Origin of the sequence: Alkalibacillus almallahensis (assembly GCF_011761495.1) — a bacterium.
Taxonomy (GTDB): domain Bacteria; phylum Bacillota; class Bacilli; order Bacillales; family Alkalibacillaceae; genus Alkalibacillus; species Alkalibacillus almallahensis.
The window spans coordinates 26682-47293 of record NZ_JAASRU010000002.1; the positions used below are offsets into that span (position 1 = coordinate 26682).

Here is a 20612-nt window from a genome sequence, read left to right on the forward strand (position 1 = left end):
ATGAACTACGATCATATATTAATTCGCTATGGCGAATTAGCATTAAAAGGTAAAAATCAAAAATTCTTTATTAGAACGTTGCGCTCCAATGTACAACAAGCACTAAGTGATTATAAGGGTTTGTCGATTAAAGGTCAGCGCGATCACATGTATATTTTGTTAAATGGTGAAGATCCTTATCCAATCATTGAACGTTGTAAAGATATCTTTGGCATTCAATCTTTCAGTATGGCAATGAAAGTGAATAATGATGAAGAATCAATTAAAGATGGGACACTTGAAGCAATCAAGAAAGAAGAGGGGCAAACTTTCAAAGTGACTTGTAAACGCCCCAACAAAGAGTTTCCAAAATCATCTCAAGAAATGAACCGTTTATTAGGTGGTCATATTTTACGCAATACTGAAGGTTGGGAAGTAGATGTTCATCAACCAGATGCTGCGATACGCGTTGAAATTCGTCATGATGCAACGTATATAACGTCAGGACGAACTGAAGGGAAAGGTGGTCTGCCTGTCGGATCAACTGGTAAGTCATTATTGATGATGTCAGGTGGAATTGATAGCCCTGTTGCAGGTTATTTAACAATGAAGCGCGGTGTAAAACTAGAAGCAATTCATTTTCATTCACCACCTTTCACATCAGAACGTGCTAAGCAAAAAGTTGAGGATTTAGCGCAAACACTGACAAAATTCGGTGGAGATGTGACCGTTCACTATGTGCCGTTTACAGAACTACAACAAAAGATCTTTAAAAATGTTCCTGAGTACTATGGTATGACTGTGATGCGTCGAGTGATGATGCGTGTGAGCGAACAACTCGCAAAGCAACATAACATCTTATCACTGGCAACAGGTGAAAGCTTAGGGCAAGTAGCGAGTCAAACAATGGAGAGTATGAATGCGATTAATGAGGTAACGAATTACCCGATTATACGACCATTAGTCGCAATGGATAAAAATGAAATTATCAATATCGCAAAAGAGATTGATACTTATGACATTTCAATCCGACCTTATGAAGATTGTTGTACGATCTTTGTTCCGAAACAACCAAAAACACGACCGAAAAGAGAAAAGATTCTCGAATTAGAAGCGTCAGTTGATTTCACACAAGAAATTAATGAAGCTGTTGATCAAGTTGAAACAGTCGTTTATAAAAATAATGCAAATCAAAAACAGGATTCATTCGACGATTTGTTGTAAGTTATGGTCTTCCATCATTTGCATAGTATGATTGCCCTCTTGTTATCTCACAATAGGTAACGAGGAGGTGAAAGACATGGCTCAAAACAACTCAAATAGCTCAAACAACTTAGTTGTACCTGGTGTAGAAGCAGCTTTAGGCCAAATGAAAACAGAAATTGCACAAGAATTTGGCGTACAATTAGGTCCAGATTCAACATCTCGCTCGAACGGCTCTGTTGGTGGCGAAATTACTAAACGCCTAGTTCAACAGGCACAATCACAAATGAATCAACAATAGTGGGCAACAATACAATTGAAGCAACGTTTCATATCCAATGTTTCATTGGATCGTGAAATGGAAGAGGTAGTTACTTAGATGTAACTACCTCTTTTCTATAGAATGAATGAAAGCAAAAATAATTTGCGCTAGGACAGGTGTTTTCGGTAAAGTATAAGTAGCAATATTTTAATGCGTTAATATGAAGGAGAAAAGCGAAATGGGAACATTATGGACGGCAAATAAAATCTATACTATGAAACATGAAAATCATACAGTCGAGGCGATCTATACGAAAGATGGAATAATTGTTGATACGGGTGATTATCATCAATTGAAGTCACATTATCAAGAAGAAATCGATGAAGAGCATCATTCAAAAGGCACAATCTTGCCAGGTTTTATCGATAGTCATCTACATATTATTGGTCACGGTGAGCGATTACTGCGATTAGATGTGACTTATATTGACTCAAGACAGGAGCTTTTGCGACAAGTAGAAGAGGCACTTCAAACCGTGGAACCTGGCGAATGGCTAATTGCTGAAGGGTTTAATGAAAATAATTGGGATGAACCTTATGTGATTCATCGTAAAGAATTAGACGCGATCTCAACGGAATATCCGATTATCTTGACGCGTGTATGTCGGCACGCGATGGTTGCTAATTCAAAGGCAATGGAAATCGCGGGGGTTCATCATGATATAGCAGAACCAGATGGTGGTGTCATAGAACGAAATGAATCAGGGGAATTGACGGGTTATTTCCTGGATCAAGGTCAGGAATTATTGAAACAAGCAATGCCTGAGCCTGACCAAATTTATTTAAAAAAAGCCATTAATCAATCAGTAAATGATTTGTTGTCGAATGGTATTGTCAGTGGACATAGTGAAGATCTGAGCTATTACGGTGATTATTCTAAAACGATTAATGCTTTCCGTGAAACCATTGGAGTCGATCAACGTTTTCGCGCACATCTACTTGTGCATCATGAGATTGTTGATGATTATATTGAAGAGCAAGGTGTCGGACAAGAACAAGATGATTGGCTAGAATTCGGCGCTATGAAACTGTTTGCTGATGGAGCTCTTGGAGGCCGAACAGCTTTAATATCACAACCATATGCGGATGATCCTGAGACAAATGGTGTTGCCATCCATTCTGATCAAGGATTAAAAGAGCTCATTTTAAAAGCTAGAAGCTATAGAATGGCAGTTGCTGTCCACACAATTGGAGATTTAGCAGCTGAGAAAGTCTTAGATGTTATTGAAGCTTACCCGCCAGAACAAGGTCAAAAGGATCGCATTATTCATGGCCAAATTATGCGACCAGATTTGATTCAACGCATGGCTAAACTTCCAGTTATTATTGATATTCAACCAACATTTGTGTCTTCAGACTTTCCATGGGCGATAGATCGAGTTGGTCATCCACTAATCGACTCTTCATATCCTTGGAAAGATTACTTAGATGCTGGGATTTTATGTGGGGGCAGTTCAGATGCACCGATTGAAGAAATAAACCCATTAAACGGTATAGCCGCAGCCGTTGATCGTCGGTCACAGTTTGATGGTCAATCGTATTTGACCAGTCAATGTTTATCGATTTTTGAAGCAGCTGAGCTGTATACAGTCAATGCAGCAAAAATTGTTCAAAAAGAAAATGAACAAGGCTTGATTCTCCCAAGCTATAAGGCAGACTTTGTAGTGTTAGACCATGATATCTTCCAGAGTTCTCCGGACAGTATTCGTCAAACTAACGTAAAGGAAACAATCGTTGGAGGTCACGTTGTTTATCAATCAGAACAATAAAATTAGAGCAACTAAACGTTTCATGACCTGATTAATCTGGTTATGAAACGTTTTTTGTATAAATATTCCTATTTGAGACACCTTATAAGTGTCAGGAGTTGATTAGGTTGACGGTATTACTCATCGTAATAGGTTTATTAGTACTCATTTGTTGTTTCGTTATCTTAACGAAATTAACGTTTCATCTAACGGTTACATATGCCCATAAACAACAAGATATTTTTATGAAAATGACGTGGATGAATCAGCCGATTTTTAAGCGAACGATTCCACTCATTCAACTAGATGATCATTTGTCGCTTAACGTAGAAGAAAAGGATCAGATGTGGCATCAACCAACCAAAGAAAAGAAAAAGCATTACTCAACCGATGATGTTAAAGAACAAGTCAGCCTTGTTAATCGAGTGGTGGATATCACTCAAGATGTGTTACCTAGGATTAGGCGATTGTTGAAGGATATGACGTTACACCATTTCTCCTGGTCTAGCGAAATTGGGATGAAAGCAGCTGATCACACAGCTGTGCTCGTCAGTGTCACGAATGTCTTAAAAAGTGTTGGGTGTCGGACTTTAGCCCAATTGTTACAAAGTCAAGAACATTTGGAGTATCACGTCACACCTAACTATCAAACGGCTTTGTTTAAAACCCATTTTGAATGCATAATTTCAATTCGAATCAGCCATATTATTCGTAATGCGTTTTCGATAGTGTGGCAATATTATAAATTAAAGAGGTGGAATTCTAATGAGCGAACATCCTATTCATAATATGATGGAAACGGCTATGGACAGTTTAAAAGACATGATTGATGTAAATACGATTGTCGGTGATCCGATTGAAACGCCTGATAAGTCAACGGTTATTCTTACTGTATCAAGAGTTGGCTTTGGGTTTGCTTCAGGAGGTAGCGAATTTCAAACATCATCTTCACAACAAGACTCTCAATCCCAGCAAGAATTACCTTATGGTGGCGGTGCTGGTGGAGGTGTCTCCATTACACCGATCGCATTTTTGATTGTAAGAGCACATGATGTCCAAATGGTTCATTTAGATGAGAATACACATATTGTTGAGAAATTGATTGATTTGGCACCACAGGCTGTGGAGAAAGTTCAATCTTTATTTAATGAATCGAGTCAAAATCAACAGTCACAATCAACCTCAACCCCTGAATAATTCTTTAACTGTCAAAGTCCTTTCATCTTTGCTAAAATAAGACTGTATTATGATTCACGGAGGGACTTTGATGCAAGAACAAATTGATACGCTGTTCACATGGTTAGACGAAACAACAACCATCATTGAACAGGAAGAAAATACACCCTATATTGAGGCGTTAATTGCTTCAAGTAATTTATTATTTGAACAACAGGTGCCTGAAGACCTAGAACCTAATTATCGCCAAAAATTGGTTGATCAAGTAAATAATGTTCAATTTGATCAATTCGATAAAGAAGCGCGACGTAAGGCTATGCAGTTAGCTATTTTGAAAGGGATGAAAGGTGCTACTCAACAGCATCATTACATCACTCCGGATACGATTGGTGTATTTATGGGTTATTTAATTAATAAATTTATGGATGATGAGACTTCTTATCGTCTATTTGATCCGGCGGCAGGTTCGAGTAATTTATTGTTAACCATTTTAAACCAACAGGATCACCTTAATGTTGAAACGTTCGGAAGTGAAGTGGATCCAACACTTATTCGCTTAGCTTTTAATAATACGAATTTACAAGAGCGTGAAATTGAGTATTTCCATCAAGACAGTTTAAAACCGATATTATTAGAACCTGTCGATGTGATTGCTTCAGATTTACCAGTCGGTTATTACCCTGATGACGATACTGCTAGCTCCTACGAATTAAAAGCGGAAGAAGGGGAGCATTCCTTTGCTCACCACTTATTTATCGAACAAAGTTTAAAATATGTGAAAGAAGCAGGCTATCTATTCTTTGTTGTCCCTAGCTTCTTATTTGCTAGTGAACAGAAGGATGCTTTGCAGTCTTTCCTTAAAGAACATGCACATATTGTTGGCGCTTTAGAATTACCAGAATCCATGTTTAAAGACGAGAAGTTCAAGCGAAGTATTTTAGTTTTACAGAAAAAAGGGGAAGCAACACGGGATCCAAATAAAGTGATGTTAGCCCAGTTACCATCCTTTAAAGATGTAGAAGCAACCAATAATGTCATTCAACAGATTGATGAATGGTTCCAAAACGATCGATAAAAAGGAGCTGTGTTCATGGGAGAGGAACGCGTTTTAGTTGATTTGTCACGTTGGGAAGATGATCTAGACTCTTATGTTTCAAATGATTTTGAGAAAATGTATGAAATGTGGGTGCAAGATCAGTTTCAGAAACTACCTAAGCATGTCCAACAACGTTTTTTTAACAGTGTGGATCAATGGCTAATTTATACTTATACTTTCCTACAAGGAACGCAAATGCAACAGGATGCTTATGACCGATTATTGCAAATTGGCCGTACGTATGATGAAACAATCAATACGATTGAAGATTTGAGCCGATTATCAATTGAGAAACAAACCTATCTCGCTAACCAGCACGTTGCTAAAAATCGTTTATATTCCTTTGTCCAAGGTGGTATGGCTGGTTCTGGAGGATGGTTGTTATTAGGTGTTGATATCCCGTTAATGGTGGGGTTGAATTTACGAACCATTCAATTAATCGGTACGAGTTTCGGATATAATATGCATAACCCGATCGAAATGCTGTTAGCGCTTAAGGTATTTCATGCTGGGGCACTACCTAAACGATTGCGTTATGAGGCTTGGCAGGAATTAAAGGAAAATGTAAATGAGTATGATTCTTTCATGGGTAAACATGAGGAACTAACCAACCCGACATGGGCAGAACAACCGCTAAAGTCGATATTTAAAACGTTAGCGATCGTGTTATCTCGTAGGAAAATGATACAGGGTCTGCCAATTGTAAGCGTTGGAATTGGAGCAGCTGTGAATTATAAAACCGCTAAAGATGTCAGTGAATTTGCAACGCGATTTTATCAATATCGTTCCATTCAATCTTCTAATAAATAAAGGTGACCATTAGATGGTCACCTTTATTTATTCATCTTCAGGTCGTACAACCAAAACGTCAACTTTCGAATAACGGGTAATGTGTTCTGATACACTGCCGATAAAGAAACGTTCGACTGTGTTCATTCCTGTCGCTCCGCAGATAATTAAATCAGCATTGTATTTTGGTGCTACTTCTTTTGCGATTTTAACTTTAGGTGAACCGTGTTCGAGGTCAGTTACGACGTTTTCAATACCTTCATCTTCTGCACGATTTTGATAAGTTCTTAGCAATTCCCAAGCATCATTTTGTACCCGCTCTGATACGCTACGATCGTAAGCTTCAATTGTAGAATAGACACGTGTATCGACAACGTGTGAAATGATAAGTGTGGCATTATTTCGTTTAGCGATACTAATTGCTTTTTGAAAGGCAAAATCAGATGCTTTAGATCCATCTACAGCAATTACGACATCATGATATTCGAAAGCCATATGACCCCTCCTTATTTCTACTTATATTATACCATAAATATCAGAATATTCATACTCGTACAAAGGCGTTGTTTTATCGTTTGCTTTATTCATTTTATAGGTGAAACATGGTAAAATTGGATTAGAGATGATGTAATGATAGGAGTTCTAGATATGAAACATGTCATTGTAACAGCTGGAACAAAAGGTTTAGGACGAAAAATGACAGAGTATTTTCTCTCGCAAGGTTATAGTGTAACAGCGACTTATCGAACGGATACTGAAAGAGCAAACGAACTGATCGAAACTTTTCAAGAAAAACAAGATCGCTTACAGGTTGTTTATCTTGATACGATGAACGTCTCGTCCATTCGCTCAGCCGTTAATGAAGCTTATGAACGGTTTGGTCGTATTGATTGCTTAGTTAGTAACGCTGGGCCTTATATCTTCGAGCGTAAGAAATTGTTTGATTATACCGAGGATGAATGGCATGAGATGGTCCGTGGTAATTTAGATGCGTCTTTTTATTTACTAAAAAATGTACTGCCGATTATGCGAGAACAGAAATTTGGCAGAGTGATCTTTCTTGGATTTCAAGGTGTCGATTATAGTTCAGGATGGATTTATCGCTCAGCGTTTGCTTCAGCCAAGGTAGGACTAGCTTCATTAATGAAGACTGTTGCATTGGAAGAAGCGGAAAATCAAATTACAGCGAATATGATTGCACCTGGTAAAATAGTTGATGAAATGAAAGAAGCAGACATCATGACTAGTCGCGATATATTAGATACGGAAACACCAATAGGACGACCAGGAACTGGTGAGGATATTGCGAGGACTGTCGCTTATTTATGCGACGATCAATCAGATATGATTACTGGCACTGTAATCGAAGTAACAGGTGGATTAGATGTGATTCATAAGCATTTATCTTGATGATACTAAAAATATGTAATCCATGTTATAGTTAAATCGGTTACATAAATATAAGAACCAATATAGGAGGCTTAGTTATGAAAATTGGCGTACCAAAGGAGCTTAAAAACAATGAAAATCGAGTTGCGCTTACACCTGCAGGGGTTATGACGCTTCAAGAAGCGGGTCATGATTTATTTGTAGAAACACAAGCGGGAGAAGGATCGGGTTTCACAGATGATCAATATCGTGAAGCGGGTGCTACGGTTGTGGATTCCGCTAACGAAACTTGGAAGCAAGAAATGGTAATGAAGGTTAAGGAGCCGCTACCAGAAGAATATGATTATTTTTATGAAGGACTTATATTATTTACTTATTTACATTTAGCGGCAGAACCTGAATTAACTCAAGCTTTAATTGATCATAAAGTGACAAGCATTGCTTATGAAACAGTTGAATCAGATCAAGGCACACTACCATTATTGACGCCTATGAGCGAAGTGGCTGGTCGTATGGCTTCGCAAATCGGTGCTCAATTCTTAGAGAAAACACGTGGAGGAAAAGGTGTCTTATTAAGCGGTATTCCAGGTGTGGAACGTAGTAAAGTGACAGTTGTTGGTGGTGGTGTTGTTGGTACCAATGCTGCCAAAATAGCAGTTGGCTTAGGTGCTGATGTCACAATCGTCGATTTAAGCCCGAACCGTTTGCGTGAATTAGATGACTTATTTGGTAATCAGATTAATACGGTTATGTCTAATCCGTTAAATATCGAAGAACAAGTTAGACAATCTGATTTATTAATCGGTGCTGTACTGATTCCAGGTGCTAAAGCGCCTAAATTAGTGACAGAAGACATGGTTAAACAAATGACAGATGGTTCTGTAATTGTTGATGTGGCAGTTGACCAAGGTGGTATTGTTGAAACGGTTGATCATATTACGACGCATGATAACCCAACGTATGATCGTCATGGTGTGCAACATTATGCGGTTGCGAATATGCCAGGAGCTGTTCCTCGGACATCAACTATTGGATTAACCAATGTCACAGTGCCATATGCTATACAGCTTGCTAACAAAGGTTATCAAGAAGCAGTACAAGATAACCCTCAATTAGCAAAAGGTGTTAATACCTTAAAAGGGTATGTGACTTATAAAGCTGTAGCTGATGCACACGGAATGGACTTTTACGATTTAACTAGCTTAATTTAAAGCGCATTTCTTAAATTATTAATAGTCACGAAAAGCCCGGATGACTCCTGATCGTAATTGGAGCTCATCCGGGCTTTTAGTTGATTAATCTCATTTAAGTAATAATTTTCAATTCTTTAGGATATTGCGTTAATACTAGTGGGCCGTCTTCTGTCATATAAATATCATCCTCGATTCTGACACCACCAACATCAGGCTGATATATCCCTGGTTCGATCGTAAATGTCATTCCAGCTTGTAATGGATCTTGATTGTTCGATGCCATCGAAGGAAATTCGTGAACATCAATTCCCATGCCGTGACCAATTCGATGGGTAAAATAGTCGCCATATCCTGCATCATCAATAGTAGAACGTGCTGCTTGATCAATTTCACCTAATGGCGTCCCTAGTTGACATGCTTCAATCGCTCGTTTTTCCGCTTCTAAAACAGTTTGATACACAGCTTGTTGTTCAGCAGTTATATCCCCCACAGCCACTGTTCGGGTAATATCAGAGCAATAGCCATCATAAACAACCCCTAAGTCCATTAAAACGAAGTCTCCATTTTCGATTGGTTTAGTACTTGGGGTTCCATGAGGTGAAGCCGTTTTTTCTCCTGAAAGCACAAGTGTTGAAAATGACATATCACGAATTCCTTTTTGTTTTAAGGCATATTCAACTTCTGCAATAATATCTAATTCAGTTTTGCCAGGCCGAATATGCTTGACCGCCGTTTCAATAGCAAAATCAGCATAACGAGCAGCTTCTTGAAGTGCTTTTAGTTCTGAGTCATCTTTTATAACACGAATTTGATTGAGTAAATTTTGACCGTAATGAACGTCACTTGTTTGTGTAAGGTTAAGGATGTTTTGATAACGTGAAACATTTAGGTGATCTTCTTCAATAGCTAAATGCTTCGGTAAATCGCCTGTTGATGTGAGCCATGTCTTAATTTTGTCCCAAGGGTCTTCGTGATCGAAGTATGTAATAATATCGTCTTGCCAAGAAGTGCGACGAATATCTTCCATTTCTAATGCTGGTGCTACGATCACTTTACGTCCATAAGTATCAACATAAACAGCAATTAAGCGCTCGTGAGCTTCAGCGTAAAGGCCACTGTAATAAAATACATTGGCTTTAGACGTCATCAAAATACTATCTAAATCGTGTTTCTTTAAAGCTTCAGTTAATTGATCCAATCGTTGATTCAAGTTAATCACCTCTAAAAATTATAGTCTTTATGTGTTATCTTAACGGATAAAGGGTAATAAATGAATGGTGAAGTAATAATTTTAATTAAAATCAAAAAACATAGGAGGCATAACATATGAAAGTAAGTTATCATGGTCATTCTGTTGTAAAGGTTGTAACAGACGAGCACACCATTTTAATCGATCCATTTATTTCTGGAAATGACAATTGTGATTTAAACGCTGAAGGTCTAAAAGCTGATGTAATTTTACTAACACATGGTCACAATGATCACGTTGGTGACACAGAACAAATTGCCAAAGAAAATGATGCACAAATTGTTGCACCGTTTGAATTGGCAACTTATCTCGGGAATAAAGGGTTAAATGCGCACCCAATGCATATTGGTGGCGGTCATGAATTTGACTTCGGATATGTGAAATTAACACAAGCTTTCCATGGCTCTGCTTATACAGAAGAAGATGGCACCATTGTTTATACGGGAATGCCAGCTGGTTTATTATTAACGATTGATGGAAAAACAATCTATCATGCTGGTGATACAGGATTATTCTCAGACATGAAGTTAATTGGTGAGTTTAATGATATTGATTTAGCATTCTTACCAATTGGAGATAACTTTACAATGGGACCTGATGATGCACGATTAGCTGCTGAATGGATTAATGCAGCTCGTGTTGTACCTGTTCACTACAATACATTCCCATTAATTAATCAAGATGGAGAAGCATTTGCGAACTCCTTACCACAAAACGTTGGTTATGTCATGAAACCAGGCGACGCATTAGACTTATAAAGAAATGGTAAGCAGTCGATTAGATATCGGCTGCTTTTTTATATTTGTTATTTTAAAATTTATTGTTGTTTATAGCAGGTTCAGTACTTAGTTGTTGAATTGTGAGGAGCGAAGGTGGCGACTCCTGTGGGAATAGCACGAGTCTCGAGACCCCGCAGGAAGCGCTTTTTTTCCGAGGAGGCTCGAGCCGTGCCCACGGAAAGCGTCCACCGAAAGCGGATCACAATATCAACAACGAACTTTAACAGAGCATATAGTTGGTACCCTTAATTGCTGAATATCTGGCAAACAGGTATAATAAATCTATATGATCATAGAGAATTAGGTGAGTCGATGAGCACTAAACATGAACAGATATTAAATTACATAGAATCGTTGTCGGTCGGGTCGAAAATATCCGTCCGTGCCATTGCAAAGGAACTGGATGTCAGTGAAGGTACGGCTTACCGAGCGATTAAAGAAGCACAATCAACAGGGCTTGTCAGCACCATTGAACGTGTTGGGACCATCCGTATTGAACAGAAACGCAAAGAGAATATTGAAAAATTAACTTTTGCCGAAGTGGTTAATATTATTGATGGTCAAGTGTTAGGAGGGCGTACAGGTTTACACAAAACCTTGAATAAGTTTGTCATCGGTGCTATGAAACTTGAAGCCATGATGAAATACACTGAGAAAGGGAGTTTATTGATTGTCGGTAACCGTGTGAAAGCACAGGAAAAGGCTTTGAACGCGGGAGCTGCTATTTTAATTACAGGTGGCTTCGATACGACAGACTATGTTAAAAATTTAGCTGATCGCTATGAACTTCCAGTGATTTCGTGCTCTTATGATACGTTCACTGTGGCAGCTATGATTAATCGCGCCATATATGATCAACTCATTAAGAAGGAAATTGTCATTGTAGATGATATTTATACACCTGTTGAAGAAACACGGGTATTGTATGAAGATGACCTCGTGTCAGCGTGGCATGCTTTGTACGATCAAACGAAACACAGCAGATATCCTGTTTTAAATCGAAACAATCAAGTAGTAGGCGTCGTAACATCGAAAGATATTATTAATAAACGAATTGATTTAAAAATCGAAAAAGTAATGGCTAAAAAGCCGATTGTAGCAAAAGTTTCAACGTCTTTAGCTAGCGCTGCTCATACCATGGTATGGCAAGGGATCGAAATGATGCCTGTGGTTGATGACGCTGACACTTTTAAAGGGGTCATTAGTCGACAAGATGTCATTAAAGGATTACAAAGTAGTCAGAGACAACCACAAATTGGAGAAACCATTGATGATTTAATTCATAAACAAATGCAATCTGACGATGCGTCCAATCAATTTGTAACAGAAGTCACGCCGCAAATGACAAATCAAATTGGGACATTATCATATGGCGTATTTGCATCATTAGTTACGGAGGCTTGTAACCAATCCTTGAAAAAAGAAAAAACAGGAGACATGGTAATAGAAAATTTATCAATCTTCTTCATGAAACCTGTTCAGATTGGTGCTATATTAACTGTGACTCCTGAAATACTTGAGTTAGGTCGGAAGTTTGCCAAGATTGACGTGCAAATATTCTCTGATCAAGAATTAGTGAGTAAAGCCATGGTGATGACGCAATTAATCAATCGTTAGTCTAAGTCACCAGCTTCTTGTAACCTGATAATCTCACCTCGATAGTGCTTAAACACCTTGTAACCGTGAACGAATTGAGCACCACCAAGAACTAAGAAGAGAATACACACGAATAAGGCGAACTGCGTTTGATAAAAACCGTATGCATTAATGCCGAATGACGCAATAAATACACCTAGAGCTATTCGTGCTTTACCATTCGTATAGTGCATATATAAAGGATTTTTATAATTCAAGATTCTGACTTTAAAATACAAATAAAAAACAATTGAAACGACAAAGATTGTCACGAGAATAATCAAATTAAACGCTCCTTTTATGATCAAATCCGTATCTATTGTATCGATTTTTGGCTTGAAAGGCTAGTGACAATTATGAGAAAGGATGCCATTTATGCAACGTGAAATCATACAACAAATCAAACAACATAGTACGATTATCCTACACCGTCATGTTCGACCTGATCCTGATGCTTATGGGTCACAGGTCGGTTTAGCTAAAATAATCGAGGCTACTTATCCTGAGAAACAAGTATATGTTGTCGGTGAAGAAGACCCAAGTTTAGCGTATCTAGCTGAACTTGACGACATTAAGGATGAGACGTACGAAAATGCCTTAGTCATTGTTTGTGATACAGCTAATGAAGAACGTGTTTGTGATCAAAGATATCGCCAAGGAAATTATTTAATTAAAATTGATCATCATCCCAATCGTGATCCTTATGGTAATGTGATGTGGGTTGATCCTGATGCATCATCAACATGTGAAATGGTTTATGAATTATATGAAACAGCACAGGCAGATGGATGGGTAATGACAAAAGAAGCTGCTCGTTTAATCTATGCTGGTATTATTGCGGATACTGGACGATTCTTGTTTCCAAATACAACCGAAAGAACATTTGAAGCAGCGAAATCACTTATTCAGTATGACTTCGATCGTCAATCTTTACATGACAATTTATATCGTGTTTCGCTTAATACGGCTAAATTCAAAGGGGAGTTATTATCGAATTTAGAGCGTCGTGAAAGTGGATTAGTTGTTTTCAAACTAACACAAGAAATGCTAAACCATTATGGTGTAACTCCTGAAGAAACGCACGCTTTTGTGAGTGTGCCTTCAGATATTGAGGGCGTTTTAGCGTGGGTGTTTTTCGTAGAAGAAGAGGACGTTATTCGAATTCGTTTACGCTCGAAAGGTCCTGTGATTAATGGAGTGGCTGAACAGTTTGATGGTGGCGGGCATCCAATGGCATCAGGTGCTAAAATAACTTCCTGGGATCAAACTGACGACGTTATCGACGCATTAGATGCCGTTTGTTTAAATTATTAATCATAATTAAAAGAGCTCAGCGATTAGCTGGGCTCTTGTTTAACTCGTGCGATTTTCTGGGATGAACCATGAACCGATGTCAGTATGGTCTTCAAAAATTTCTAAGTTGTTAGCTTTTATTCTACGTTTCATTAGTCGGATGAGTTCTTCGGTTTCGGCATAAGCTGAATAACCATCCTTGAGACGGTTCACCTTTTCGTTTGCAAGTCTTTGTTTATACTGTACAAACATTGGACTCACCTCTTTCTATAAGTTGACCTTATACAATGATAAGATTCTAATTATATTATAACCATATTCAAACGTTTTATATCAGTTGATAATGAAAGTTTGCAAAACCGTCAATATTTTATGACAGTTTTATGACGGAGCGATTTTAACTTCTATGCTTAGGATTAAGGTAGGTCCAATGGTCATATGTCTGACCACTAATTGATAGTCGACATCTCGAATATTAAACGTTTTATTTTCTATTGTACGCAATAACAAGGTGCGCTGTTCAGACAAAGAGATAATATTCTGACCGACGACTGACTCGAGTTCATCTAATAAGTTTTCTTTTAATTCGTGAGTGGTGAAACGATCTAAATCTAATTGCTCCGCATTGGTCCATGTGAGTTCAATTTTTTGTACCGTAACACGTTGCTCAGCTTCTTCATTCAAGTCACTTTGATCACTTTTTAAAAGTTCATTTTCTTGTTTTACTTCATGTAATTCATTTCTAATGGATAGATTCTCTTCAATCCATCTTTCTGTATGTTGACCATATACAAATAAAAAAAAGATATAACCGATGACCACACCAGTTAAAACGCCGATTAGAAATGTTTGCCAAGATGCTTTCTTGTAATAAGGAGGGATGTGCATGTCACAAATCTCCCTGTGTTAACCAGTTGATTAACATAATGCCTGATTTGACTCCACTCATTGCTGAAATGATGAGCGCTATTTGCCTAATGACATCGATCGTCGATGCTTCGAAAATTCCTCTTTCAAATGATGATATGGCATCAAACGTGCCACCGATAGCTGCGACAATGGCCCATATTCTTAATTTCTTCGCAGCTAACATCATTTCAGACAAAGGGGGTTGTCCAGTTAAATAACCACCTAAACTACCAAATAATGCGCCTCCTGTTAACACACCAAACGCAATGAAAAAGCATTTTATAATTGAGATAACCATACGTTCTTCCATATTATCGACCTTCTAGCCTTTTTAGTCGTGTTAAACTACTTGCAGACAAGCAGTCTTAATTACTAAAATGTATGTTTTTCTTATTTGATTTATGTGATTGATTTCAACTTCGTCCTTTCTCCTATATAATAATAGTAGAGAGTATGAAGTCGAAGAGTAAGCAGGTGAATGATCCATGGATTTTGTGCAATTACAACTTTATAGTAGCTACACCCTTATGAAGAGTGCTATATCAATTGAAAAAGTCGTCCAAGAAGCAAAAGAAAAAGGGTTTAAAGCTCTAGCTTTGACGGATGAAGGTGTTTTACATGGATCGTATCATTTTGTACATGCATGTGAACGACATGGGATTAAACCCATTGTTGGTATGACAACTAATGTATACATAGCAGATGAACCACGTCCTGTTCGGATGATTTTATTAGCCCAATCAGAAACAGGATTTCAATCGTTAGTAACTTTATCGAATAAGGAACATATTCGTCAGGAATCAATCTATTTAGAGGATATCGAACACGCAGATGATTTGATTACAATCGCTTCATTTTATCAAACGGTATTTGAAGACCTGATTTATTTACAAGATTACGACCATTTAAATAAATTATTAGGCGTGTTAGATCATCAATTGAATGATTGGTATATTAATTTGCAGCCTCATGGAACGTCGTTAATTCAGTCATGGCTCTATAACCAAGGTCATTCTTATCGACATAAAGCTGTGGTAACAGATAATGTGCGTTATGTTCGTGAACGCGATTTGATCGGTTATCAAGCGTTACAGGCCATGCAGCATCAAGCAACGATTCATCAACAGTCATCGTTAAATGATAATGTCTCACATTTAAAATCATTAAATGAATATGATGAAACATTTGTGGAAGAGTGGCGAGATGCGTTTAATCGAACGACAGAGATTGCTGATCAATGCCATTTGACCATGTCGCAAAAGTGGTTCGATTTGCCGGAATTTCCAAAAGAACAGACAGATGAAACGTCTGAAGACATGTTACGCCGATTGTGTGAAGAATCGCTTCAATATAAATATGATTCCGCAAGTCAGTCTCAGGCAATGGAACGATTAGACCATGAACTTAATACGATTAATCAAATGGCATTTGCTGATTATTTCTTAATTGTATGGGACCTTGTAAAATATGCGAAAAAGGAAGGCATATTGGTGGGGCCAGGACGTGGTTCGGCTGCAGGGTCGATTGTTGCTTATTTATTAAATATTACGGATGTAGACCCGATTAAACATCAACTATTATTTGAAAGGTTTTTAAACCCTGAACGACAGTCAATGCCAGATATTGATATTGATTTTTCGGATTATCGACGAGATGATGTGCTCCACTATGTGAAAAATAGATACGGTGATGATCGAGTCGCACAAATCATTACGTTTGGAACATTTCAAGCGCGTTCAACTATTAGAGAGTTAGCGAAAGTTTTCCAAATTAGTCGTGAACAACAAACGTACTTACTTAATGCGATTCCACAACAAACGAATTCCTTAAAGCAAGCGATCAAGCAGAATGAAACATTGAAAGATTATATTACTCAAACAGATCAATTGAAGAAAATGTTCCAAGCCGCATTTGTGATAGAAGGATTACCACGACATCACTCTGTTCACGCTGCAGGTGTTGTGATCAGTGACCGTCCACTGACGGGGAGAATTCCAATGTTTCCAGGCGCTGAGGGTGTCTTGTTAACTCAGCTCCCAATGGAAGAGCTTGAATCATTAGGATTATTGAAGATGGATTTCCTTGGATTGAGGAATTTAACATTAATTGAACGGATGTTGAAACAAATTCGAGAGCGTGAGGGGAAGACTTTAACGCTTGAACAAATCCCAGAGCATGATTCTAAAACGTTTAAATTATTGCAAAATGGCTTAACAACAGGTGTGTTCCAATTAGAATCATCAGGTATGAAGAAGGCATTACGGACTATTAAACCAACATCTTTTGAAGATATAGTGGCCGTTATTTCCTTATATAGACCCGGGCCTATGCAATTCATTGATACCTTCTCAAAACGAAAACATGGCTTTGAAAAGGTGGAATATGTTCATGACGATTTAAAATCAATATTACAACAAACGTACGGTGTATTGATTTATCAAGAACAGATCATGCAAATTGCCAGTGAATTAGCTAACTTCACGATGAGCCAAGCCGATTTATTGAGAAGGGCGATAAGCAAGAAAGATCGGGAAGCTATTGAACAATTACGTCGTGAATTTCTGATTGGTGTAGAAGAAAAGGGTTATGAGTCTTCATTGGGTGAGCAAGTATTTTCATGGATTGAACGATTCGCAGATTACGGTTTCAATAAAAGCCACGCAGTAGCTTACTCGATGATCGCTTATCAATTAGCTTATTTTAAAGCGCATTATCCAGCCTATTTTTACGCTGAATTGTTAACTTCAATGATGCATGATGCTAACAAATTAGAAATGTATGTAAAAGAAGCAAGGCAAGTTGGCGTTAAAGTTTTACCACCTTCGATTAATGCGAGTTTTGGCAAGTTTACTGTTAAGGACCATCAGACAATTCGCTTTGGATTATTAGCTATAAAAGGTTTAGGGAAACAAGTCTATGAGGAGATTATTCGAGCGCGTGGTCAGACACCCTTCCAGGGGTTATTTGATTTTTGCCAACGTGTATCGTTAAATATCGTGACACGTCCAATCCTTGAATCGATTATTATTGTAGGTGGATTTGATGATATACACCCGCATCGTGCACAGTTATTAGCTTCTGTGGTGCAAGCGATTGACCAAGGGGAGCTATTTTCTGGCATGGATGAGTCGTTTAATATGAATGTTCAATATACTAATGTTCCTGACTTTTCCATTTTGAAGGCGATTAATATGGAACAGGAAGTGATGGGGTTTCGAATTAGTGAACATCCATTTCATCGTATGAGACGTGGTTTAACCCGGGAAGGATACTTAACAACGAAACAATTTAAAGAACTTCCTTTGAAAAAAAGGGGTAAGCTGACCTTAACTGTGAATCAAGTGAAAACGATACGGACAAAACGTGGTGAACAGATGGCCTTTGTCACATTGGAAGACGAATATGGCGAAATTGATGGTGTTATTTTTCCGAAACTGTACCGTGAAATTGGGCGAGATCTTGATGAGGAAAAAACGGTGCAAGCATCAGGTGACTTGGATGAACGAAACGGTCAGAAGCAACTCATATTACAAAAGGTTGATTTTATTGATTTAGATAAATTAGAAGTTGATGATCATCGAAAAGTGTTTATTAAGTTACTTCATCAGGATGAACAAGCACAATTAGATTATATTAAACAGATACACACTCATTTTCCTGGTAAAACACCTATTACGATTTATTCTCCTCAACAGAATCAGGTGTATCAATTAGCACCAGCATTTGATATTCATGTTCACGATGAAAGTATCCAGGCTTTAAAAGATTATTTCACAGAGGGCCATGTTGTTGTAAAATCGTAGTTGTGATGTGAGGATGCACATCACGACTTACGACTTTACATGTTGGTTTGATTTGTTATAATTAATTGCGTTAGTGGTCTGACCATTTATGAAAAGGAGCGGTATAAGTGGCGAATTTAAAAGCAGAAGCATTACAAATGCACAAGGCAAATCAAGGGAAATTAGCAACTCATTCGAAAGTGCCAATCCGCAATGCAAGAGATTTAAGTTTAGCTTACTCTCCAGGTGTTGCTGAGCCTTGTAAAGCGATCTATGATAATAAAGAATCTGTTTTTGATTATACAATGAAGGGTAATATGGTAGGGGTTGTGACGAATGGTTCAGCAGTTCTCGGACTTGGGAATATAGGTGCTGATGCATCTCTTCCAGTAATGGAAGGTAAATCAGCTTTATTCAAAGGGTTTGCAGGAGTCGATTCCTTCCCGATTGCTTTAAATACAGAAGATGTTGATGAATTCGTTCAAACTGTGAAGTTAATGGAGCCAACATTTGGTGGTATTAATTTAGAAGATATCGCAGCTCCTAAATGTTTTGTTATAGAAGAACGTCTTAAGAAAGAAACAAATATTCCAATCTTTCATGATGACCAGCATGGCACTGCTATTGTTACGGCGGCAGGGCTTATTAATGCCCTGAAATTATCTGGTAAATCATTCTCAGATATTAAAGTTGTTGCTAACGGTGCTGGCGCAGCGGGTATTGCTATTATTAAATTACTTTATAATTTCGGTGTACGTGATATGATCATGTGCGATTCACGTGGAGCTATTTATGATGGTCGTGATGAAGGTATGAATGATGTAAAAGATGAAGTAGCTAGATTTACAAACAAAGATAAAGAAGCAGGAACATTAGAAGAAGTGATGGAAGGTGCCGATGTGTTTATTGGTGTATCAGTTGGTGGCTTACTATCAAAAGAAATGGTCGAGTCAATGAATGATGACCCGATTATCTTTGCGATGGCGAATCCAGATCCTGAGATCGTTCCAGATGACGCGAAAGAAGCAGGGGCTAAAGTAATTGGTACAGGTCGTTCAGATTTTCCGAACCAAGTGAACAATGTTTTAGCTTTTCCAGGTATTTTCCGAGGCGCATTAGATGTACGAGCAACCCGGATTAATGAACGAATGAAGGTAGCTGCAGCTGAAGCGATTGCCGAATTAGTCGGTGATCAATTATCAGCAGATTACGTCATTCCTGAACCTTTTGATTCTCGTGTGGCACCAGCTGTTGCAGGCGCAGTAGCACGTGCAGCTATGGAGTCAGGTGTGGCTCGAGTTGACGTTGACCCAGAGGATGTCGTGAAGCGGACACAAGAATTAACAGATATTGGTTAAGGAATAATAGGGTTTGAGGTGTGTCGCATGTCTAATCCATCAAAAATGAAAGTTTATCAAGAAGTTTTAAATGAAATTAGGCGTTTTATTCAAGAACGCGAATTAGAAGATGGAGATCGAATTCCTTCTGAACGAGAGTTATCAGATCAATTAAATGCTAGTCGGGCATCTGTTCGTGAAGCTTTACGCGCGATTGAATTATTAGGGTTAATTGAAACTCGTCACGGTGAAGGTACATTTTTACGCACTTACAAACCTTTTCACTCTGTGGAATTGTTATCAACCTTTGTTTTAACTGAAGCACAAACCAAAGATGAGTTAAAAGAAGTGCAATATATGCTTGAACAATTATGCTTACAAGAGTTGAAGCGACTGAATGTAAGAGAAATTGAGGAATTAGAATCACTTGATGGTGCAAGTGAACAAATCCATAATGAGTTGTTTATTCTATTGTTTAATCAACTGGGGAATCAATTACTATTGAAGATATGGCATCTTGTAGCTGGCTTTCAACAAATGACGGAACAAGAGCAGCTTGATGCTTCTGATGTTCAGTCTATAATTGACCGAATTAAACGCCAAGAATATGACCAAGCAATCGATACCCATTCGAGATTGTATACTTAAATTCTGTTAGAGTTTGATGTTATTATTCGATTTAGTTATTACTAAGTTGTTGAATTGTGAGAAGCGAAGGTGGCGACTCCTGCGGA

The 20612-nt window shown here is 38.0% G+C and carries 21 protein-coding genes; 15 read left to right on the forward strand and 6 right to left on the reverse strand.

The genetic code is table 11. The features are described 5' to 3' along the window. The 7 genes from thiI (at position 1) to FHR85_RS02110 (ending at position 6333) form a co-directional block, all read left to right on the forward strand. Complete coding sequence (gene thiI / locus FHR85_RS02080) at positions 1 to 1203, forward strand: tRNA uracil 4-sulfurtransferase ThiI (protein WP_167260580.1); 1203 nt, start codon at positions 1 to 3, stop codon at positions 1201 to 1203. 76 nt (positions 1204 to 1279) lie between these two features. After that, positions 1280 to 1483: an alpha/beta-type small acid-soluble spore protein gene (locus FHR85_RS02085; RefSeq protein ID WP_167260582.1), complete on the forward strand. Its 204-nt coding sequence runs from the start codon at positions 1280 to 1282 to the stop codon at positions 1481 to 1483. A gap of 199 nt (positions 1484 to 1682) precedes the next feature. Next, positions 1683 to 3272 (forward strand): amidohydrolase, encoded by a 1590-nt coding sequence (locus tag FHR85_RS02090; protein ID WP_167260584.1) that lies wholly within the window; start codon positions 1683 to 1685, stop codon positions 3270 to 3272. Positions 3273 to 3379: 107 nt separating this feature from the next. Continuing rightward, the gene (locus FHR85_RS02095; RefSeq protein WP_167260586.1) at positions 3380 to 4039 is read left to right on the forward strand and encodes a hypothetical protein; all 660 of its coding nucleotides are present in this window, start codon (positions 3380 to 3382) and stop codon (positions 4037 to 4039) included. Continuing rightward, the gene (gene ytfJ, locus FHR85_RS02100) at positions 4017 to 4448 is read left to right on the forward strand and encodes a GerW family sporulation protein (RefSeq protein ID WP_167260588.1); all 432 of its coding nucleotides are present in this window, start codon (positions 4017 to 4019) and stop codon (positions 4446 to 4448) included. The genes FHR85_RS02095 and ytfJ overlap by 23 nt, the downstream gene beginning before the upstream one ends. A gap of 70 nt (positions 4449 to 4518) precedes the next feature. Further along, positions 4519 to 5502: a class I SAM-dependent methyltransferase gene (locus tag FHR85_RS02105; RefSeq protein WP_208379579.1), complete on the forward strand. Its 984-nt coding sequence runs from the start codon at positions 4519 to 4521 to the stop codon at positions 5500 to 5502. A gap of 15 nt (positions 5503 to 5517) precedes the next feature. Beyond that, the gene (locus FHR85_RS02110; RefSeq protein ID WP_167260591.1) at positions 5518 to 6333 is read left to right on the forward strand and encodes an EcsC family protein; all 816 of its coding nucleotides are present in this window, start codon (positions 5518 to 5520) and stop codon (positions 6331 to 6333) included. 27 nt (positions 6334 to 6360) lie between these two features. On the opposite strand, the gene FHR85_RS02115 is transcribed toward FHR85_RS02110, so the two are convergent. Beyond that, positions 6361 to 6807: a universal stress protein gene (locus FHR85_RS02115; protein ID WP_167260593.1), complete on the reverse strand. Its 447-nt coding sequence runs from the start codon at positions 6805 to 6807 to the stop codon at positions 6361 to 6363. 153 nt (positions 6808 to 6960) lie between these two features. Between FHR85_RS02115 and FHR85_RS02120 the strand changes: the two genes are divergently transcribed. Next, positions 6961 to 7722 carry an SDR family oxidoreductase gene (locus FHR85_RS02120; protein ID WP_167260595.1) on the forward strand — a complete coding sequence of 254 codons (762 nt, stop codon included), beginning with the start codon at positions 6961 to 6963 and terminating at the stop codon, positions 7720 to 7722. A 77-nt stretch (positions 7723 to 7799) separates the two neighbouring features. After that, on the forward strand, positions 7800 to 8912 hold the full coding sequence (gene ald, locus FHR85_RS02125) for an alanine dehydrogenase (RefSeq protein ID WP_167260597.1): 1113 nt from the start codon (positions 7800 to 7802) through the stop codon (positions 8910 to 8912). A gap of 94 nt (positions 8913 to 9006) precedes the next feature. On the opposite strand, the gene FHR85_RS02130 is transcribed toward ald, so the two are convergent. After that, positions 9007 to 10104 (reverse strand): M24 family metallopeptidase, encoded by a 1098-nt coding sequence (locus tag FHR85_RS02130; RefSeq protein ID WP_167260599.1) that lies wholly within the window; start codon positions 10102 to 10104, stop codon positions 9007 to 9009. Positions 10105 to 10220: 116 nt separating this feature from the next. On the opposite strand from FHR85_RS02130, the gene FHR85_RS02135 reads away from it, so the two are divergent. Then, entirely contained in the window at positions 10221 to 10901 is a 681-nt protein-coding gene (locus FHR85_RS02135) for a metal-dependent hydrolase (protein ID WP_167260601.1), read from the forward strand. Positions 10902 to 11234: 333 nt separating this feature from the next. Beyond that, positions 11235 to 12539, forward strand: coding sequence for a DRTGG domain-containing protein (locus FHR85_RS02140; protein ID WP_167260603.1), 1305 nt, complete (start codon positions 11235 to 11237; stop codon positions 12537 to 12539). On the opposite strand, the gene FHR85_RS02145 is transcribed toward FHR85_RS02140, so the two are convergent. Then, complete coding sequence (locus FHR85_RS02145) at positions 12536 to 12841, reverse strand: YtpI family protein (protein ID WP_167260605.1); 306 nt, start codon at positions 12839 to 12841, stop codon at positions 12536 to 12538. The genes FHR85_RS02140 and FHR85_RS02145 overlap by 4 nt on opposite strands. A gap of 82 nt (positions 12842 to 12923) precedes the next feature. Between FHR85_RS02145 and FHR85_RS02150 the strand changes: the two genes are divergently transcribed. After that, entirely contained in the window at positions 12924 to 13871 is a 948-nt protein-coding gene (locus tag FHR85_RS02150) for a DHH family phosphoesterase (protein WP_167260607.1), read from the forward strand. 39 nt (positions 13872 to 13910) lie between these two features. Here the strand turns inward: FHR85_RS02150 and FHR85_RS02155 are convergent, their stop codons facing one another. The 3 genes from FHR85_RS02155 to FHR85_RS02165 all read right to left on the reverse strand — a co-directional run bounded on the left by FHR85_RS02155 (position 13911) and on the right by FHR85_RS02165 (position 15069). Then, the gene (locus FHR85_RS02155; RefSeq protein ID WP_167260609.1) at positions 13911 to 14102 is read right to left on the reverse strand and encodes a YtzJ family protein; all 192 of its coding nucleotides are present in this window, start codon (positions 14100 to 14102) and stop codon (positions 13911 to 13913) included. 129 nt (positions 14103 to 14231) lie between these two features. Continuing rightward, the gene (gene ytrI / locus FHR85_RS02160) at positions 14232 to 14738 is read right to left on the reverse strand and encodes a sporulation membrane protein YtrI (protein WP_167260611.1); all 507 of its coding nucleotides are present in this window, start codon (positions 14736 to 14738) and stop codon (positions 14232 to 14234) included. Position 14739: 1 nt separating this feature from the next. Then, complete coding sequence (locus FHR85_RS02165; RefSeq protein ID WP_167260613.1) at positions 14740 to 15069, reverse strand: YtrH family sporulation protein; 330 nt, start codon at positions 15067 to 15069, stop codon at positions 14740 to 14742. A gap of 175 nt (positions 15070 to 15244) precedes the next feature. On the opposite strand from FHR85_RS02165, the gene dnaE reads away from it, so the two are divergent. The 3 genes from dnaE (at position 15245) to FHR85_RS02180 (ending at position 20526) form a co-directional block, all read left to right on the forward strand. Continuing rightward, positions 15245 to 18562, forward strand: coding sequence for a DNA polymerase III subunit alpha (gene dnaE / locus FHR85_RS02170; RefSeq protein ID WP_167260614.1), 3318 nt, complete (start codon positions 15245 to 15247; stop codon positions 18560 to 18562). Positions 18563 to 18699: 137 nt separating this feature from the next. Next, a complete protein-coding gene (gene ystJ, locus FHR85_RS02175; RefSeq protein ID WP_167261102.1) occupies positions 18700 to 19899 on the forward strand; it encodes an NADP-dependent malic enzyme in 1200 nt (399 codons plus the stop codon). Between the two features lie 27 nt (positions 19900 to 19926). Then, positions 19927 to 20526 (forward strand): FadR/GntR family transcriptional regulator, encoded by a 600-nt coding sequence (locus FHR85_RS02180; protein ID WP_167260616.1) that lies wholly within the window; start codon positions 19927 to 19929, stop codon positions 20524 to 20526. Positions 20527 to 20612 lie beyond the last annotated feature (86 nt).

What these genes read in the sequence shown, in the direction of transcription:
- FHR85_RS02110 (WP_167260591.1), top strand. Translation starts at nt 5,518, where the DNA reads ATGGGAGAGGAACGCGTTTTAGTTGATTTGTCACGTTGGGAAGATGAT.
- FHR85_RS02155 (WP_167260609.1), bottom strand. Translation starts at nt 14,102, where the DNA reads ATGTTTGTACAGTATAAACAAAGACTTGCAAACGAAAAGGTGAACCGT.
- FHR85_RS02165 (WP_167260613.1), bottom strand. Translation starts at nt 15,069, where the DNA reads ATGGAAGAACGTATGGTTATCTCAATTATAAAATGCTTTTTCATTGCG.
- FHR85_RS02115 (WP_167260593.1), bottom strand. Translation starts at nt 6,807, where the DNA reads ATGGCTTTCGAATATCATGATGTCGTAATTGCTGTAGATGGATCTAAA.
- FHR85_RS02135 (WP_167260601.1), top strand. Translation starts at nt 10,221, where the DNA reads ATGAAAGTAAGTTATCATGGTCATTCTGTTGTAAAGGTTGTAACAGAC.
- FHR85_RS02105 (WP_208379579.1), top strand. Translation starts at nt 4,519, where the DNA reads ATGCAAGAACAAATTGATACGCTGTTCACATGGTTAGACGAAACAACA.
- ystJ (WP_167261102.1), top strand. Translation starts at nt 18,700, where the DNA reads ATGCACAAGGCAAATCAAGGGAAATTAGCAACTCATTCGAAAGTGCCA.
- FHR85_RS02085 (WP_167260582.1), top strand. Translation starts at nt 1,280, where the DNA reads ATGGCTCAAAACAACTCAAATAGCTCAAACAACTTAGTTGTACCTGGT.
- FHR85_RS02140 (WP_167260603.1), top strand. Translation starts at nt 11,235, where the DNA reads ATGAGCACTAAACATGAACAGATATTAAATTACATAGAATCGTTGTCG.
- ytfJ (WP_167260588.1), top strand. Translation starts at nt 4,017, where the DNA reads ATGAGCGAACATCCTATTCATAATATGATGGAAACGGCTATGGACAGT.
- thiI (WP_167260580.1), top strand. Translation starts at nt 1, where the DNA reads ATGAACTACGATCATATATTAATTCGCTATGGCGAATTAGCATTAAAA.
- ald (WP_167260597.1), top strand. Translation starts at nt 7,800, where the DNA reads ATGAAAATTGGCGTACCAAAGGAGCTTAAAAACAATGAAAATCGAGTT.
- FHR85_RS02090 (WP_167260584.1), top strand. Translation starts at nt 1,683, where the DNA reads ATGGGAACATTATGGACGGCAAATAAAATCTATACTATGAAACATGAA.
- FHR85_RS02180 (WP_167260616.1), top strand. Translation starts at nt 19,927, where the DNA reads ATGTCTAATCCATCAAAAATGAAAGTTTATCAAGAAGTTTTAAATGAA.
- dnaE (WP_167260614.1), top strand. Translation starts at nt 15,245, where the DNA reads ATGGATTTTGTGCAATTACAACTTTATAGTAGCTACACCCTTATGAAG.
- FHR85_RS02120 (WP_167260595.1), top strand. Translation starts at nt 6,961, where the DNA reads ATGAAACATGTCATTGTAACAGCTGGAACAAAAGGTTTAGGACGAAAA.
- FHR85_RS02150 (WP_167260607.1), top strand. Translation starts at nt 12,924, where the DNA reads ATGCCATTTATGCAACGTGAAATCATACAACAAATCAAACAACATAGT.
- ytrI (WP_167260611.1), bottom strand. Translation starts at nt 14,738, where the DNA reads ATGCACATCCCTCCTTATTACAAGAAAGCATCTTGGCAAACATTTCTA.